Genomic DNA, 16,889 nt, shown 5'->3' on the forward strand with positions numbered 1-16,889 from the left:
GTTAAATAGGCCGCATTTGCAGGGTTTGTTAAGGAATTTGGTCACTTTTTGCTTTCTTTTTTTATTATTTTCATTAACATTCTGTGGGCATTTTTAGCCTCATTATTAGGCAACGCTAAGCGCACAATCTCATTCCCTGCATTTGCTCACCCTAAGACAATGTAGGCCTTGAATTACAACAGCAAAGAAAAATGCTAGAATGCGCCGACGTTATACCAATGCGAAGTATAAGCGTGCACCCTACTTGCTGTCAGATGGCTGCAGCCATCTGACAGCAATAAAACAAAAATTAGTGCACAGCTGCCTGTCTATACGACTAACAGCTCGACAAAAACGAAGGAATATCATGACCAAACCAACTTCAAAAATCATTTACACCATTACTGACGAAGCGCCAGCATTGGCGACCTACTCTTTCCTTCCTATCGTGAAGGCATTCACTGAAGCTGGTGAGATTGAAGTAGAGACCAAAGACATCTCTCTTGCAGGACGCATCATTGCAAACTTTCCTGAAAAATTAACTGAGCAACAACGTCAATCAGACGCCCTAAGTGAGCTTGGCGAATTAGCAAAAACTCCAGAAGCAAACATGATCAAACTGCCAAACATCAGTGCTTCTGTTCCTCAGCTTATGGCAGCCATTAAAGAGCTGAAAGAGCACGGCTACGACCTGCCTGATTACCCAGCTAACCCTGCCACAGACGAAGAAAAAGAGATTGCTGCACGTTACGCCAAGATCTTAGGCAGTGCCGTAAACCCAGTACTACGTGAAGGTAATTCAGATCGCCGCGTTGCAGCACCGGTTAAAGAATATGCCAAGAAAAACCCACACTCGATGGGTGTGTGGAGCAAAGAATCAAAATCACGCGTTGCCCACATGCAAGGTGATGATTTCTTCGGCAGCGAGCAATCGGTTGTTTTGAGCCAAGCTGACGACGTTAAAATTGAGCACGTAGCAAAAGACGGCAGCGTCTCTGTCCTAAAAGCGTCTACCCCTTTACAAGCAGGTGAAGTGATTGACTCTGCTCGCATGAGCGCGAAAGCACTGCGTGCCTTTATTGAGCAAGCCATAGAACAAGCCAAAGCTGACGGCGTTTTGCTGTCTCTTCACCTTAAAGCAACCATGATGAAAGTGTCGGACCCTATCATGTTCGGTCACGCGGTTTCTGTTTACTTTAAAGATGTATTTGAAAAACACGGCGAGCTATTTAAAGAGCTAGGTGTGAACACTAAAAACGGTTTCGGTGATGTGGTAGCCAAAATTGCCAACCTGCCTGCTGACAAAAAAGCAGAAATCGAAGCGGACATTGCAGCCGTCTATGAAAAGCAGCCACCTCTAGCCATGGTTGATTCAGACAAAGGCATTACTAACCTACATGTACCAAGTGACGTGATCATTGATGCCTCTATGCCAGCAGCGATTCGTTCTTCAGGCCAAATGTGGGGCCCTGACGGCAAACTGGCTGACACCATTGCCATGATCCCAGATCGTTGTTACGCCGGTATCTACCAGCAAACTATTCAATTCTGTAAAGAAAACGGCGCGTTTGACCCAACCTCTATGGGTAACGTATCAAACGTTGGCCTAATGGCACAAAAAGCCGAAGAATACGGCTCACACGATAAAACCTTTGAAGTACCGGCCGATGGCAGCATTCGCGTGGTGAACCAAGCAGGCGAAACCCTGATGGAGCACACTGTTGAGCAAGGCGACATCTGGAGAATGTGTCAAGCCAAAGACGAGCCAATCAAAGATTGGGTAAAACTTGCGGTTAACCGTGCTCGTGCGACAGGCTCACCTGCGGTATTTTGGCTAAACGAAGCGCGTGCTCACGATGCCAACCTAATCAAAAAGGTAAACACTTATCTAGCTGATCACGACACTGACGGTCTCGAAATTAAGATCCTAGCGCCAGAAGCAGCCATTGCTTACACCCTAGATCGCGTTAAAGCAGGTCAAGATACTATCTCTGTTACCGGTAACGTACTACGCGATTACCTAACGGACTTGTTCCCAATTCTTGAGCTTGGCACCAGTGCGAAAATGCTTTCTATCGTACCGCTACTAGCGGGCGGTGGTTTATACGAAACCGGTGCGGGTGGTTCAGCGCCTAAACACGTGCAACAGTTTGAACAAGAGTCGCACCTGCGTTGGGATTCATTGGGTGAATTCTTAGCATTAGCGGTTTCAATTGAAGATCTTGGCCACAAGAACGACAACCCTAAAGCCCTCGTGATTGCAGATGCCCTTAACCAAGCAACCAGCAAGCTACTTGACACCAACAAGTCGCCAATGCGTAAAGCAGGCCAACTTGATAACCGTGGTAGCCACTTCTACCTGGCCATGTACTGGGCTCAAGCGCTGGCTACTCAAAGCCAAGACGAAGCGCTACAGGCACACTTTGCACCGATTGCTAAAGCACTTGCTGAAAACGAAGCCACTATCCTAGCTGAAATTGCGGCTACCGAAGGCAAGCCATCAGATCTAGGCGGTTACTTCCAGCCTGATTTTGCGAAAGCCTCTGCGGCCATGCGCCCAAGCGCAACCTTTAATGGCATCATTGGCTGATTAATGGTTTGAGCTAAAACATAAGCAGGCTTCGGCCTGCTTTTTTTTTTGAAAAGGAAAGCACTATGATCCGCCCTCATTGGGTTTCGGCCCTGTTATTCTTCGCCACCTTGCTCCCTTGGCAGTCAATCAAAGCCAGCAGTGGTCAACACCAAGATCAAAGCGCCTTCTTACCTTATTACGCTCAACAAACTTTCCTCGGTGATCTGGACGAAATCAAAGAGCGCCGTGTCCTTCGGGCGTTAGTCAGTTACAACAAGACGGATTTTTTTATTCGTAAAGGCCGGATCCTTGGCCTGCAAGCCGAGTTACTGCATCAATTTGAAGCGCAACTTAACCAGGGGATCAAAAGAGAAATCGATAAAACCAAAATTAAATTTATCCCTGTCCCCTTTGACCAGTTGATCCCCGCCGTTAACGAAGGGAGAGGCGATTTTATTGCTGCATTTTTATCTAACACCTCTGCGCGCCAACAGCAGGTCAGTTTTGTCGATTCACTTGTCAGCGGCGTAAATGAGGTGTTGGTCACCAACAAAGCCATTACACCGATCACTACATTAGAACAATTAGCCGGGTTAACGGTCCACGTGTTGCAAAAGAGTAGTTACAGCGAGCACTTAACGACAATTAATCGGATTTTAGCTAAACAGGATTTGGCGCCTATTAACATCAAACAGGCGGACAGTTACTTAACCTCGGAAGATCTCATTGAGATGCTCGACGCCGAAATGATCCAAGCTGTAGTGGTTGATGACTATAAAGCCAAATTGTGGGTCCAGATTTTTCCAGACTTAGTGATCCATGACCAGCAGCCTATTAGCGTTAATAATCACATTGGCTGGGCCACGCGTAAAAATAACCCTGAGTTAAACCGCCTATTATCGCAATTTGTTAAAGAAAAAGCCCAGCAAGGGACGCTGTTAGGCAACACCCTATTTAACCGTTACTACAAAGACATTAAATGGGCCCAAGCCACCCCTTTTTCTCCCGATTTGAGCAGCCCCCTTTATCATGCTTTTACCAAGGCTGCAAAGCAGCACCAGTTAGACGTTATCGCACTGGTTGCACAGGGCTATCAAGAGTCCAAATTTAACAACGAATTAGTAAGTCATCGCGGCGCGGTGGGTATCATGCAAGTGATGCCCGCTACCGCCAAGGAAATGCAGGTTAAGGATTTTCGCACCCTTGATGGTAATATCCAAGCCGCCGCCCGCTATATGCGCTGGATAGATAAACATTACTTGGCGAACAAATCCCTTAGCCCAGACAACCGTCAAGCCATGATCTGGGCCGCTTACAATGCAGGGCCAAATAAGTTTAATAAAATGCTCAAACGCGCACGGGAGATGGGGTTAGATGACAGCGTTTGGTTTGGTCAAGTAGAAATCGCTGCCGCATTAGAAACGGGCCGAGAAACGGTGCAATACGTAGCCAATATCTACAAGTACTATTTAGCCTACAAATTGTCCTTTGAACTCGCAAAGAACAAACCTATGACAGCGCCAGCTAATTAGCTTGGCTTGCTGAATCGGGTTCAATAGTGGCAGAGAGTAAATAACGGTCCAATATTTGTTGATAAAGGCCGTTATTACGAATCTCAGTTAAGCCTAAATTAAAGTCATCGCGTAACTGCGCCTCATTAAACAAGACCTTGTAATCGACTCGGTCAAACAAGCGATGTATTTTCATCGCCGACGTATCCACATTTTGCTCTTTGGCATAATACTTAAATATATTCAGATCCAATACAATCACCTCTGCCCGCCCTGCACTGAGCATGTTAATTTGCAGATCTTGGCGCGATTTTTCACTGTAGCGCATGTTGTTTGCCACCGCTTGTTGATATTGGGCTGGCAAGTACTGGCTGGCATTTTGAAAGGCAACAATGGAATAATCGGCTAATTGGCTGAGATCCTTAATCTCAATACCCTTGTTGACCATACTAACCGCCACATTTTTATAACTAATATGTGACTCCGAATAGAAGCCATTTTGATATTTTGAGTCTTCATTTGTAGGGGCTGCCGCATCGGCAAGGCCTGTCGCTAAGGAGGGGATGACCCTGGCAAAAGGAACAAACACTGGGGTTAAACTGTGTCCTTTCACCGCCAACGCGGCGGCAATGATCTCCAGCTCTAACCCAGACTCGGTTTGTGCTAAGTAATAAGGCGGTAAGGCTAAGCCGACAGCAAGGCGGATTTCCTTGGCAACAGCATTGACATGAAACAAGGCAAATAAGGCTAAACAAGCAAGCTGCAATGATTTACAACCCATTTAAAACACTCCTATTTTAACAATGGATCTCATTAGCCAACCAAATGAAATGGCTGTTGATATCAATTATAGGTAACCCCTTTGTCTAATGCTGATTTATTTAACATCAACCTTGAAAGATAGCAGGCTTAAGGTGAGCCCACTCGCTCCAATGCTGACATTTGGGTGATAAATGGGCTAAAACCGCACAAACAATCACCAAGTAAACAATTTGCAATAAAAAGTACTTGCCAGCCTGCTTGCCTTTGGTAAACTAGCGCTCGTTTCCAACGGACACCCCAGTTCGTTGAAATTAAGGTAATACTCGCGTAGCTCAGTTGGTTAGAGCGCCACCTTGACATGGTGGAGGTCGGTAGTTCAAATCTACTCGCGAGTACCATCTCCTTACTATCCTATACTCGCGTAGCTCAGTTGGTTAGAGCGCCACCTTGACATGGTGGAGGTCGGTAGTTCAAATCTACTCGCGAGTACCATCTCTACAGCTGAATATTATCCTATATATCACTTAAGCTACTATATTAGCTGGTATATTTATGTAGCTTGCGTCAAAATTATCTTGTTTTTTTAATGGTATCGACAAGGACATCACATGATAGGTAAATGGGCTGCACGCTTTTTTCAAATGGCAGAGCTGGTAAGCTCGTGGAGTAAAGACCCCTCTACTCAAGTTGGCGCGGTCATAACAGAAAGTAACCGTATCGTTTCATTAGGCTTTAACGGTTATCCCCACGGTATTTCTGACAGCGCCGAAACCGACAGTCGCGAGATGAAGCTACTAAAAACCCTACACGCCGAAGAAAATGCCATTTTATTTGCCAAACGCGATCTTGCGGGCTGTGAGATTTGGGTCACTCATTTCCCCTGCCCTAATTGCGCCGCCAAAATTATTCAAACCGGTATTGCCGTCGTCCATTGCCCTGAGCAAACTGAAGACTTTTTATCCCGTTGGGGTGACAAAATCAAAGTCAGTCAGGACATGTTCACCCAAGCCAATGTAAAAGTAGACTGGTTGAGTTTGGATGATCTTAAGTTACTAGACAAATAGCGCCTTAATTGACTAGCCGCTATGGCTAGGGCCTATTGACCTTAGCTAGGCTAGCTCGCTGTTTGTTTTGGCGCGCCTGCGCTACTAAGGCGCTAAACTCCCTTTCTTTGTGCAGGGAAATAAGCGCGAGATCCTGCTCTAGGTAAACATCGTCTTGGTAACCCGCATTAATGGCCTTACCTAAGGCGTGCATCGCCATCTTCGGGTTGTAAATCCCATATAATCTGGCGCGAAGCACCTCAATTTGCGCCAGTTTTACCCCATCATTTTCTAGGGCGTTGATTTGCTGTAAACCCAATTGACGATATTTTGCCGCTTCAACGGGCCGACCTTGTTGGCTTAAGCTATAGGCCAAACTGCCATAGTATAAAGGAAATTGTAACCGGCGATGCTCATACTGGCTCTGTTGTTTGATGCCTTGGCTCAATTTATCGCTTGCGATGGCAAACTCACCTGCGTAAAGGGCCGCCATGCCATGGATAAGCTTGAATGAAGACGTAGCGCTAGCTGATCCAAGTTGTTTTTCACTGCGCTCGACCAAGGCAAGCAAGGCATGTTGTTGTTGGTTGGCTAAATACAGGGCTTGATAGGCACTAAAGGTTTCTGTGATTGGACGATGTGCTAAGGTTGCAAGCACCTGCTCGGCTTTAGACAACTCTTTGACCCCCACCAGCGCTAGGCTTTGTAAAATACCAGTAACATGATGTTGAGGAGTGAGTTGCAAACGCCTTTGTGACCAGCTTAGCGCATATTGATGGGCACCAGTGAGTAAAGCCGTATTTATCGCCAGCTCACTGAAATGATACGGCATCGGGTTGGCTTGGGGCGCGTTGATTAGCTTATCTATCAGGCTTAAATGCTTGTTGACTTGATGTCCCATCTGAATAGCCACTATGGCATTGAGCAACATCACCCTTAGATCTTTTTTAACGTCTTGCGCTAGAGTCAGCAAAACTCGCTTAGCATGATAGAGTTTTTGCTCTGCAAGATGACAACTGATCAAGATAAGATTGGCCATTAAGTTTTCGGGCTCAGCCCCTAATACTAGGGAGAGTGATTGCCGAGCTTGACGATAATCCCCCGCGTCAAATTGGATTTGTGCCAACGCTATAAGGCTATGAGCTGCGCCAGGGGCAATACTCAGCGATCGATACAGGTGTTGCTTCGCTAGCGTTAACCATTCCTGCTTATCTTGCTCCCCATTATATTTGGCTAAGTATAATTGGGATAATTCGGCAAAAGCTTGACTGTTTTGATCGTCAAACTGGGTGACAGTTAACAGCAAGTTAATGGCCTCATCATAGGCTGCTGGCGTATGTTGGGCGATTAAGGCATTCGCTTTGCGGTGCAAGGCGTGTGTATCTTTGAATTTAAGATCCTTGTTGTCGAGCGCTGCTAGCATTTGCTTGATCAAATCAAGGTGTACTTGCTCTTGTTGGTTTGGGTTAACATCACGCCCACCTGACCAGATCTGAATGCCATCTTCGCCTCTGATCAATGAAACTTCAAGGTGAAAGGTGCCCGAGGCCAGCACCTCAACCTGCCCCTCAACTAAATAATCTGCGTCGAGTGTATCGGCTATGTCAACGGCCGATCCGCCACTGCGCGCGGCGGCCTCACTGGACGTGAACGATACTGTGTCTAAGTTAGTCACCCGATTGAACAGGTAGCTCAGCCCTCTGGCAGATACCTGAGCCATTTGTTGCGGATCATGCCTTAACCCCAGATGCTGAAAAGGCAAAATGGCAATGGTCGCTACTTGGCTTGGTTGCGTGATAGCAGTGGGAAAATGCCAATTCAGTATAACAGCGACGATGACCAACACTAATGCCCCTAGCCACCTCGCACGGCGAAATAATTTTGCCTGCCATGGCCAGAAGTTTTGGCGTGATGGTTTGTCGGTCTGCACCTTAGCCTGCTGCTCTGCCAGTGGGATATTGGCTTCGACAGACATTAAAGGGTTGGCAATAGACTGCGTGATTGCACGGCTCTCCTTGGTGGGGGTCGCCCCCTCTTTTGGCTCAACCAGATCCACTGGCGCAATTAATTTGTAGCCTTTTTTAGGCACCGTCACGATATAGTGAGGCTGACTTGCCTTATCACCTAACGCTTTACGTAATTGGGCAATAGTTTGATAAATCGAGGCTTCGGTCACCACCCTGTCAGGCCAAACATCAGCCAGTAATTGTTCAACACTTTTCACTTCTTCTGGGTGCTGACACAAATACATAAGAAGTGTCATCACCTTAGGCTCAACGGATTTTGTGCCATCTCTATTGGTTAATTTGTTCTCGTTAGCGACAACCAACCAGTCGCCTACCTTGTACTGCATAAATATCCTTGTATGAAATGAGGCCTTTTTGCCCGATCACACATTGCTTAGCGCTGACAGTGAAAAGGGTTATGTGCTAAATCATCATGCTCAACCTGTTGTTTACATCCTCTTTGCTTAATGGTTGAGTCAATTTCACTAAAGTCATCTCCAAAACTCATAAAAAATACTGAGTTATGAGCTAATGAAGATCTAAGTTTATTCTAATCGTTTTTGCTTATCCTATTGTATTTATTGTTTTTTATTAAGTATCAGAAAATGATTACTTTTCCATTACAGACTTTTTCTGTCAAGCAAATATCATGCTTAGCGTTTGTTATCAAAACGTTTCAATTTAACTTTTAACGGATTTAAAAGTTATCACCAGCAAGGATGAGTGGACGACTAAGGTTAAACAATGTCAGCTCAACAACTTGAACCAAGTAAACTAATCAGCGTCGTGATCCCCACGTACAACCGCGCCGAACTACTACGCCACACCTTAACGTCATTGCAGCAGCAAACCTTGCCGCGCAGTGAATTTGAAGTCATCGTGGTTGACGATGGCTCGGTTGATCACAGCCAAGCCGTGTGTGAATCATTTACTGATGTATTAGATATCAAATACTTCCACCAGCAAGATAAAGGCTTTCGCGCCGGTAAAGCGCGCAACATAGGCGCTGCCATCGCCGAAGGTGACTATCTGGTGTTTATTGACACCAGTGTGGTGCTTGCACCTCACACTTTAGCGCTGCATTTAGCCAAACATCAAAGCTCGACCAAGCCGCTCAGCATCATTGGTTATGTCTATGCCTTTGGTTTACGCGGTAAAGAGATTGAGCGCGCTATTCCTATGATGAGCAGTCATAATGCCGATGCCAGTTTGGCTTATTTAAAAGACGTTCAAGCGCTGGATCAGCGTGAGCCTCAGTATCAGTTGATGGGCGCAGACTTAAGCCAATGGCCCGCACCGTTTGACATCTTTTGGACTTGTCATGTTTCCGTTGAGCGCCAGCTGTTTATTCGCGTTGGCGGCTTTGATGAGAGCTTTACCTCTTGGGGCGGTGAGGACGTGGATCTTGGCATCCGTTTGTTCCAAGCCGGCAGCACCTTTCATCTTGATCGCGATATTTGCTCGTTTCACTGGCCACACCCGGAAGAAGGCGAAGATGACAAAAACAATCAAGGCGTCAACATAGCCCAAGATTTGCACAAAAAGTACCAACTATGGGAAACCAGCTTCTATGGCGACCTATACGGTGAGCCCAATATGTCCCTTAACGAGGTGATCACCCGCTTTGGTGGCCGCTCAACCATGGAGCTCGTCGGCTAATGGCACATTACCAGCATCACTATGTTAGTCGCCACGATCAGATGGACGAGGATATCGACCATCTGTTATGGCAACTTAAGCAAGCTAAGATAAAACTGGGCAAGTTGGGCTATATCTCAGGCATTCCGCGCATCGCCTTTACTCAGGTTACGGATCAGCAATTTACCCCAGCGCCGCTGCAACTCAAGGATTTTGAGCACTGCATCAGCATTGGCGATCATTGCTATTTAGAGTCAACCTGCGCGCCTGCGTTTCACAATCAGAGCGTTAAGCTCACGGTGGTGAAATGCAACCAAGGCAAACCGGGCAGTATTAGCATAGGTAATAATGTACAACTACAAGGCACCGCCATTGTCGCCTATGAGCTGGTCAGCATAGGCAATAAGGTGGTATTTGGCCCCATGGTGACCATCATGGATTGCAGCGGTCATACCTTAACCGGCCGTGGTGAAGCGGGTGAAATCGCTGCGCTTAAGCCTAAGCCAGTGCACATTGGTGATAATGTTTGGGTCGGCGCCAATGCCATGATCTTAAAAGGCGTGGAAATTGGTGATAACGCTATCATAGGCGCAGGTAGTGTGGTCTATGAAAGTGTGCCCGCCAATGCCATCGCCCTTGGCAATCCTGCGAAAGTGGTCAAGCACCTGTCTGCTGAAATGGTTAAGGCGGCATCATGATAGGGTTTTATCATCAAATCAGTTGGTTTATAAAGCAGCATAAGTGGCGCTATGGCGCGATCATTTTGGCGATCGTTGTCGCTTCCATCATTAGCTTGCTACCCCCCCTGTTAATTGCCGAACTTGTCGATCAGCTGGCCGTCAGCGAGCAGTTCAGGCTAGCTGAAATTTGGCCAACGGCTTTACTATTAGTGGGGTTAGCCTTTGGCACCTATATGCTGCGTTTTTTCTGGCGTTACTTCTTATTTGGCAGCGCCTTAGAGCTAGAGCGACGCTTGATGATCCAGCTCTATCGCCATTGCTGCAGCATGCCTAGGCCGTTTTTTCAGCGCCATTCCAGCGCCAAGTTACTCAATCACCTTAATTCCGATGTTAATGCCGTCAGTCAAGGCGTGGGCAATGGCGTGATCTTTTTTGTTGATGCCTTTGTCATGTCGAGTTTAGTCCTGGTGATGCTGGCAAGCCAAATCAGCTGGCTGCTCACCTTAGTGGTGCTGTTGCCCTTGCCTATTCTGGCTTGGCTTATCAAAAGCTACGGCCAACAAATGCAAAGCCGGGTGATGCAATCTCAGCAGCAGTTGGGTTTGTTTTATCAACAAGTCCAGCAAACCATTAATGGCATCAGTGTGCTAAAAGGTCACGCTTGTGAAAGCCTAGCCACGGCGCAATATCAGCAGCAGTTAAGCGCGCTGACCCAAGCCAACATAGCCCAAGCCGAAGTAGAAGCCAAATATGAGCCCACTACAGCACTGATCGCCTCTACCACCTTCTTACTTACCTTAGGCGTGGGTAGCGTACTGATTGCCCAGCAGCAACTCACTCTAGGCCAATTATTGGCGTTTAATCTTTACCTGGGTTATTTGATCTGGCCCCTCAATGCCTTTGGCTTGCTTTACACCACCATTAATAGCGCATCGGTTTCGATGCAACGCATTAACCAAGTGCTCAACGATCAACAAGTAGGTTTAGCCGATAAGGCCCCGACCGAGCCCAGCCAACTCACCACCTTGATTAAACTCGATTTGGATTACTTTGCCCATCATAACGAACAAGTCGCCAATGAATCCCGTTTCGATTCAAATAGCAGCCTGCTGCAAGATATTCATTTCCAAGCCAAACAGGGGCAATTGCAGGCCATCGTTGGCCCCGTGGCCAGCGGTAAATCTAGCCTATTACGTTTGTTACTCGGCTCTGAAGTACTACATAGCGTTAGCCGTTTGCTGCATCCCAACGCCAGTATTGCTTATGTGCCCCAAGACTGCGGCTTGTTTAGTGGCACGGTACGCGACAATATTGCCCTTGGCGCCCCCCATGCCAGCACAGCGCAAATTGAGCATGCGGCAGAGCTTGCTTGCTTAAGCCAAGAACTTGCCGTCATGGCAAACGGGTTAGACACACAAATCGGCGAGCAAGGCAATCAACTTTCTGGCGGTCAGCGTCAGCGTCTTGCCATTGCCCGCGCCCTACTCACCGATGCTGATGTGTTATTACTCGATGACAGCTTGTCCGCGTTAGACGCCGCCACCTGTAGCCAGCTATTGTTTAACCTTAAATGTTGGATGGGCGAAACTAAAACCGTGATCTTAGCGACTAGCCGCTTTGAATTACTGCCCCATACCGACAAGGTGTTACTGCTACGTCCGCAGCAAGGCCCGCTTTATCTCACCCATCAAGCATTGATGGCGCAAAGTCCTTGGTATCAGCAGCAATGTCAACCAAGCCAAACGCGCCAACTAATACAGTCAACTAAGGAGCAATAAGATGCCATCAACCTTAGTGCGCCTGCTGCGCTACAGCCTTCATTTCAAAAAAAACCTTGCCTTGGCCTGTGCCTTGTTATTGCTTGCCACTGGGCTGGATATGCTCGCCCCTTGGCTCACCATGATCTACATAGACGAGTTTGTCAGCCAAGGCCACTTCCCGCTGGCGCAACTGGTGCAAATCGCACTGATGTATCTTGGAGTGATCATCTCGGCCAACCTAATATCCTATTGCCAATCCGTCAGCTATTTTAAACTCTCGGCCAAGGTGATTTATCAGCTACGCGAGCAAAGCTTTAATCACTGCCTGAGTTTGCCCATGGCGTATTTTCAGCGCCGCAGCCAAGGGGAAATCATTCATACCCTAAGCCAAGACATAGAAGCCGTGCGCCATTTGTTTACTCATATCATTGGCCGTACCATACGGGATCTGGTTACCGTATCTGCGGTGATCATCGCCATGTTAATGCTCAATGTGCACCTTGCCTTAGTTTGTATCGCTTTTATCCCCGTGTTTGCTATCGTGTTCTTGGCCTATCGCCGTTATTCATTGCCCCTGGACAGGCGGTTAAAGCAGCAAGCCGCCAGCATCAACGGTTTTTTAAACGAAAGCTTGCAACAAGTGTTATTACTGCAGGTATTTAACGCCCAATCACGCTTTAGCGAGCGATTAAACGCTAAAGCCAAACAAAACATTGCGTTAAATCAGCGCAATATTCGCCTTGAAGCCTTACTGCTGCGTCCCATGCTCGAGCTACTTAGCATATTAATGATGGCGGCGCTGATCATCAGTCTCGGCCTACTCCCACGCGAAGGGGCAAATGATGCCTTAGCCTTAGGCATGCTGTTTGCCTTTTTTGCTTACCTTTCACGTTTTTTTGAACCCTTGATTAGCTTGATGCAAAGCCAAGGCGAGCTAGTCCAAGCCATTGCCGCTGCCGAGCGCGTATTTAGTTTATTAGATGAGCCAAGTGAAACCGCCACTGGCAAGCATAAGTTAACAAACTGCCCCGTTATCGAATTTAATCAGGTGAGCTTTGGCTATGAGCCCCACAAGCAGGCCCTCAACGACATTTCTTTTCGCTTACAGCAAGGTGACATGCTCGCTCTGGTGGGCGCCAGTGGTAGTGGTAAAAGTACTATCGCCCAATTACTTAAAGGCTATTACCAAACGAAACAAGGCAATATCTGCCTAGATGGCATTAACATTGATGATTATCAACTTGCCTCACTGCGCCAAGGCATCAGCTTGGTAGAGCAAAAACCCTTTATCCTTAGCGCTACATTGCGTCAAAACTTATGGCTTACGCAAAGCCACAAGGACGAGGCGTTAATTCAGGTATTAGAGCAAGTGGGGTTAGGCACTTGGTTTAAGCAGCTCGAACAGGGCTTAGACACCCAACTTGATAACGCAAGCGATGCTCTCACCCTAGGTCAAAAACAGCTGCTGTGTTTTGCCAGAGCCATGCTATGCCAAAGCCAAGTGATCATCTTAGATGAAGCCAGTGCCAGTCTGGATCCCGACAGCGAACGCGCCATCGCCCGAGTGCTAGACCAACTTCGCGCTAAGGTCAGCCTTATCGTCATCGCCCATAAGCTCAGCACCATCACCCAAGCCGACAATATCTTGGTGTTGGAACAAGGCGAAATAGAACAGCAAGGCACACATGATCAACTAAGCCAGCAAAACGGCCACTATCGGGATTTGCTCCATGCGCAAAACCCTTGCACTCTAAAGGCATTAGCCTAAGTATTAGGTATCTTCATTAGTGAGAGGCGAGCTTGCTCGGTGAATTGCGACTATCCTTAAGCTGCTTTTCCTGAGCGAGCTCGGGCCCCACACTTAAAAATTCTGTAGAAAGATCAGCTTGGTTCACATTTTTTTCACTTAGCATTGATAGCCAGATCATGACGACTAGGATTTACCTAAATAGTGTGCGTATAATCTTGATCTACCTCGCTTTATTAAGAGTTAAAGAACGTGGAGATTTCACTTGAGACCGTGCAGCAGCTTGCCCCTGATCAAGCATCGCTCAATGCGGCCAAAAAATTACTCAAACCCGCAAAGTGGCCAGTGCTCGGCCAAGCCTCAGATATCAATACCATATGGGGTGAATGTCAGGGCTCAGGATCTAAGCCTTATTACACAGTGGCCGACATAAGCGATCACACCTATAAATGCACTTGCCCTTCGCGCAAATTTCCTTGCAAGCATGTGCTCGCGTTGATGTGGCAGTTTTCTGATGCCGATGCGAACTTTGCCTCTGCCGAGCCGCCCCAATGGGTGGCCGAATGGTTAGGTCGGACACGACGCGCCCCGAGCTCAACGCCAGCTCAAGATAAGCCTGTCGTGGCCAAAGACATCGGTGCAACGCAAGAAGAGCCAACACCTGCGGTTAGCGCTGAAGAAATGGCAAAAAAAGCCGCTGTTAACGCCAAGAAAGCGGCACAAACCAAGGCAAAAACCGACGCCAGTATCAGCGATGGCTTAGTGGAGTTTCAGCAATGGTTGGATGACCAGCTAGTTAATGGCATCAGTACCTTTATTAAAGAAATTAATGAACGTTGCCGGCGCATCGCATCTCGCTTGGTTGATGCTAAAGCCAGTGGCTTTGCCGCTCGTGTCGATGAGTTACCTGCCAAAATAAAACCATTGGCATCGAGCGAGCAACCCTATGTAACCTATCAAGAGCTTGGCAAGCTTGCCATCCTCAGCGAAGCTTGGTTTACCGATTGCGATGATGTGGATGTACGTAGGGCCATTGCCACTGCTGAAAACCGAGAGCAAGTGCTCAACAATCCAGAAGCATTACGAGTCAAAGGCTTATGGCAAACCGTCGGCGAGCGCGTCGAAACCCGCAAAGATGGTTTGATAGCCCATTCAAAATGGTTTGTTAATCTAAACAAAGGCCACCAAAGCGCCTTATTACTCGATTTTTATCCTGCGTCCAATGGCCGCAAAGGCATGGTTAGCAGCATAGGCAGCCTAATGGAGGCAGAGCTTGTCTTTTACCCTGCTCGTTTGCCTACCCGGGCTTTACTGGGCAATTATCAACTTGTCGAACAACTTGAGCCAACCATGGATCAGGTTGACAGCGACTACACCAAAACCTTAACGCTTTATCAGACTTGTTACCCTTGGTTTGAACGTTTCCCTGTGCTACTGGGTCGCGGGCGGATTGTAAAAGACCCGCAAACAAGCTACTGGTGGCAAGCAGAAGATGGTAATACCACCCTAGCCCTTAGCAACGAACACATTAATCCCGTATTACTTGGCAGTGATTTAGAGCATGCCTTTTTTGTCTCAGATGGAATCAAGGCCGAGCTGATGAGTGCTAAAACCAAACGTTGGGGAACCATTGCATGTTAATGGACGAGTTAAATACCGAACTAATTAATCGTCTTGATAATGATCACGATAACGATCTTAATAGTGATCTAGATAAAATTGATGCTCTATTTAACCGTTGGTTAGTGGGCGGAAACAGCACGCAGCTCACCAGCCTATGTGTGCCTAAGAGTTGGCCCGAGTTTGACTCTGACATGACACAAGCTCAACAGCGACGCCAAGCGCTGATTTTTGCCACCCAACAACAAGCTTGGTTGTTAACTAAGTCGGCACCCGAGTCACTCAAGGTGAAGGCAACGCTGCCAGAGCTTGAATTACCAGCGATTTTGCCAGCCCAGCGAGGCTTGTTTCGTCGCTGCCTTGAATTAATTGAAAAGCAGCAAATGAGTCATCAAGGGCATTTGTTAAATCTGCTACTTGCTCGTGGTTATACGGCGCATCCGGCCGACTGGCTCCCTAAAGCCAGCGATGATGTCCCTGCCATCTATTGGCCTTGGTGCCAGTGGGTTGCGGATCACGCCAACACACCAAGCGCAGATCATCAAATACTAACATGTGAAACTTGGGATCATTTTTATCCGGCACAGCGTCTTGAATTATTACGGGCCATGCGCCAAACCGATGCAGCCAACGCCCGCGAGCTCATTACCAACTGCGCGGCCAAAGAAGTCGCTGATAAGCGATATAAAATCGTAGAAACCCTAGCCATTGGCCTTAGTCATGACGATGTCGGCTATTTACAAAGTCTAGGCGAAGACCGCTCTAAGAAAATAGTCCAGCTGTCGCAGCAGCTATTAATGCGCTTAGGCATCACGGCTGAGCAAGATGGCGAGCAACAAGCTGCGTTGGCAACCGAACTTGCCCAATGGTTTGAGATCAAAACCAAAGGCCTACTTAAAAAGAAAACCTTGCTCCTACCCAAGCCGCTGAAAAGCCAAAAACAGCAAGCGCTGCGGTCACAATGGCTAGAGCAAGTCGACCTTAGCTGTTTTGCTAAGGCCCTAAAGCTTGATTTAACTCAGCTTATTTCTGGATGGCAGTTCAGTGATAATCGTCCTCACGACAATGAGCAATTTGTTCATAATGCAGTGCAAACCTTGCCCGATGACTTAATCGCTAGGTTACTTGATGCGCTGCTAAACGGCTTAACCGACCATGAGTCCAATCTGACCCTGATCCACCAGCTGTTGCCGCGATTAGACACACCTCGTCGCGCTGATTTGATGCTGCAATTACTGCAGCATAAAAACTGCCATTTCAATTTTTATCATTGTCTGGAATATCTCGATCATCCGGTAGAAGCGTTAAATTGGCAGCGATTAAAACAAAGCCAAGCTTGGCAGAGATTGAGTCAAGATCTACGTGAGCAGCTCAAAGACGTTAGCTATATCGATAACTATTACACCCATCGAGAAATTATCGCCCTAGGTCTACTAGTACCCGCAAGCTGCGCCCAAGAGCTTATTAAACAGTTTAACGAGTTAGGCCTATTAAATGTCGATCCCATACTCGATCTGCTGAAACTTAATATTCAATTATTCGATTCGACCTGCCAACAGGTTTAAGTCACA

At 47.3% G+C, this 16,889-nt stretch carries 11 protein-coding genes and 2 tRNA genes; 11 read left to right on the top strand and 2 right to left on the bottom strand.

Going from position 1 to position 16,889, the window contains the following annotated elements; genetic code table 11:
* Nucleotides 1-346: 346 nt before the first annotated feature.
* Complete coding sequence (locus K6Y21_RS03455) at nt 347-2,569, top strand: NADP-dependent isocitrate dehydrogenase (protein WP_233070343.1); 2,223 nt, start codon at nt 347-349, stop codon at nt 2,567-2,569.
* A 65-nt stretch (nt 2,570-2,634) separates the two neighbouring features.
* On the top strand, nt 2,635-4,083 hold the full coding sequence (locus K6Y21_RS03460) for an MltF family protein (RefSeq protein ID WP_233070346.1): 1,449 nt from the start codon (nt 2,635-2,637) through the stop codon (nt 4,081-4,083).
* Here K6Y21_RS03460 and K6Y21_RS03465 read toward each other — a convergent pair.
* Nucleotides 4,076-4,843, bottom strand: a complete 768-nt coding sequence (locus K6Y21_RS03465; protein WP_233070347.1) for a substrate-binding periplasmic protein — start codon at nt 4,841-4,843, stop codon at nt 4,076-4,078. The two genes, K6Y21_RS03460 and K6Y21_RS03465, sit on opposite strands and share 8 nt — an antisense overlap.
* A 302-nt stretch (nt 4,844-5,145) precedes the next feature.
* Between K6Y21_RS03465 and K6Y21_RS03470 the strand changes: the two genes are divergently transcribed.
* The 3 genes from K6Y21_RS03470 (at nt 5,146) to K6Y21_RS03480 (ending at nt 5,888) form a co-directional block, all read left to right on the top strand.
* Nucleotides 5,146-5,222, top strand: a tRNA-Val gene (locus K6Y21_RS03470).
* A 17-nt stretch (nt 5,223-5,239) separates the two neighbouring features.
* Nucleotides 5,240-5,316, top strand: a tRNA-Val gene (locus K6Y21_RS03475).
* A 116-nt stretch (nt 5,317-5,432) separates the two neighbouring features.
* Nucleotides 5,433-5,888, top strand: a complete 456-nt coding sequence (locus tag K6Y21_RS03480) for a dCMP deaminase family protein (protein ID WP_233070348.1) — start codon at nt 5,433-5,435, stop codon at nt 5,886-5,888.
* A gap of 25 nt (nt 5,889-5,913) precedes the next feature.
* Here the strand turns inward: K6Y21_RS03480 and K6Y21_RS03485 are convergent, their stop codons facing one another.
* The gene (locus tag K6Y21_RS03485; protein WP_233070349.1) at nt 5,914-8,220 is read right to left on the bottom strand and encodes a winged helix-turn-helix domain-containing protein; all 2,307 of its coding nucleotides are present in this window, start codon (nt 8,218-8,220) and stop codon (nt 5,914-5,916) included.
* 397 nt (nt 8,221-8,617) lie between these two features.
* Between K6Y21_RS03485 and K6Y21_RS03490 the strand changes: the two genes are divergently transcribed.
* The 6 genes from K6Y21_RS03490 to K6Y21_RS03515 all read left to right on the top strand — a co-directional run bounded on the left by K6Y21_RS03490 (nt 8,618) and on the right by K6Y21_RS03515 (nt 16,883).
* Entirely contained in the window at nt 8,618-9,532 is a 915-nt protein-coding gene (locus K6Y21_RS03490) for a glycosyltransferase (RefSeq protein WP_233070350.1), read from the top strand.
* Nucleotides 9,532-10,209 carry an acyltransferase gene (locus K6Y21_RS03495; RefSeq protein WP_233070351.1) on the top strand — a complete coding sequence of 226 codons (678 nt, stop codon included), beginning with the start codon at nt 9,532-9,534 and terminating at the stop codon, nt 10,207-10,209. The genes K6Y21_RS03490 and K6Y21_RS03495 overlap by 1 nt, the downstream gene beginning before the upstream one ends.
* On the top strand, nt 10,206-11,969 hold the full coding sequence (locus tag K6Y21_RS03500; protein WP_233070352.1) for an ABC transporter ATP-binding protein: 1,764 nt from the start codon (nt 10,206-10,208) through the stop codon (nt 11,967-11,969). The genes K6Y21_RS03495 and K6Y21_RS03500 overlap by 4 nt, the downstream gene beginning before the upstream one ends.
* A gap of 1 nt (nt 11,970) precedes the next feature.
* Nucleotides 11,971-13,719, top strand: a complete 1,749-nt coding sequence (locus K6Y21_RS03505; protein WP_233070353.1) for an ABC transporter ATP-binding protein — start codon at nt 11,971-11,973, stop codon at nt 13,717-13,719.
* 231 nt (nt 13,720-13,950) lie between these two features.
* A complete protein-coding gene (locus K6Y21_RS03510) occupies nt 13,951-15,339 on the top strand; it encodes an SWIM zinc finger family protein (RefSeq protein WP_233070354.1) in 1,389 nt (462 codons plus the stop codon).
* A complete protein-coding gene (locus tag K6Y21_RS03515; protein WP_233070355.1) occupies nt 15,333-16,883 on the top strand; it encodes a DUF5691 domain-containing protein in 1,551 nt (516 codons plus the stop codon). The genes K6Y21_RS03510 and K6Y21_RS03515 overlap by 7 nt, the downstream gene beginning before the upstream one ends.
* Nucleotides 16,884-16,889 lie beyond the last annotated feature (6 nt).

The sequence above is a fragment of the Motilimonas eburnea genome (genome assembly GCF_021295345.1).
Classification (GTDB): domain Bacteria; phylum Pseudomonadota; class Gammaproteobacteria; order Enterobacterales; family CBDFNC01; genus Motilimonas; species Motilimonas eburnea.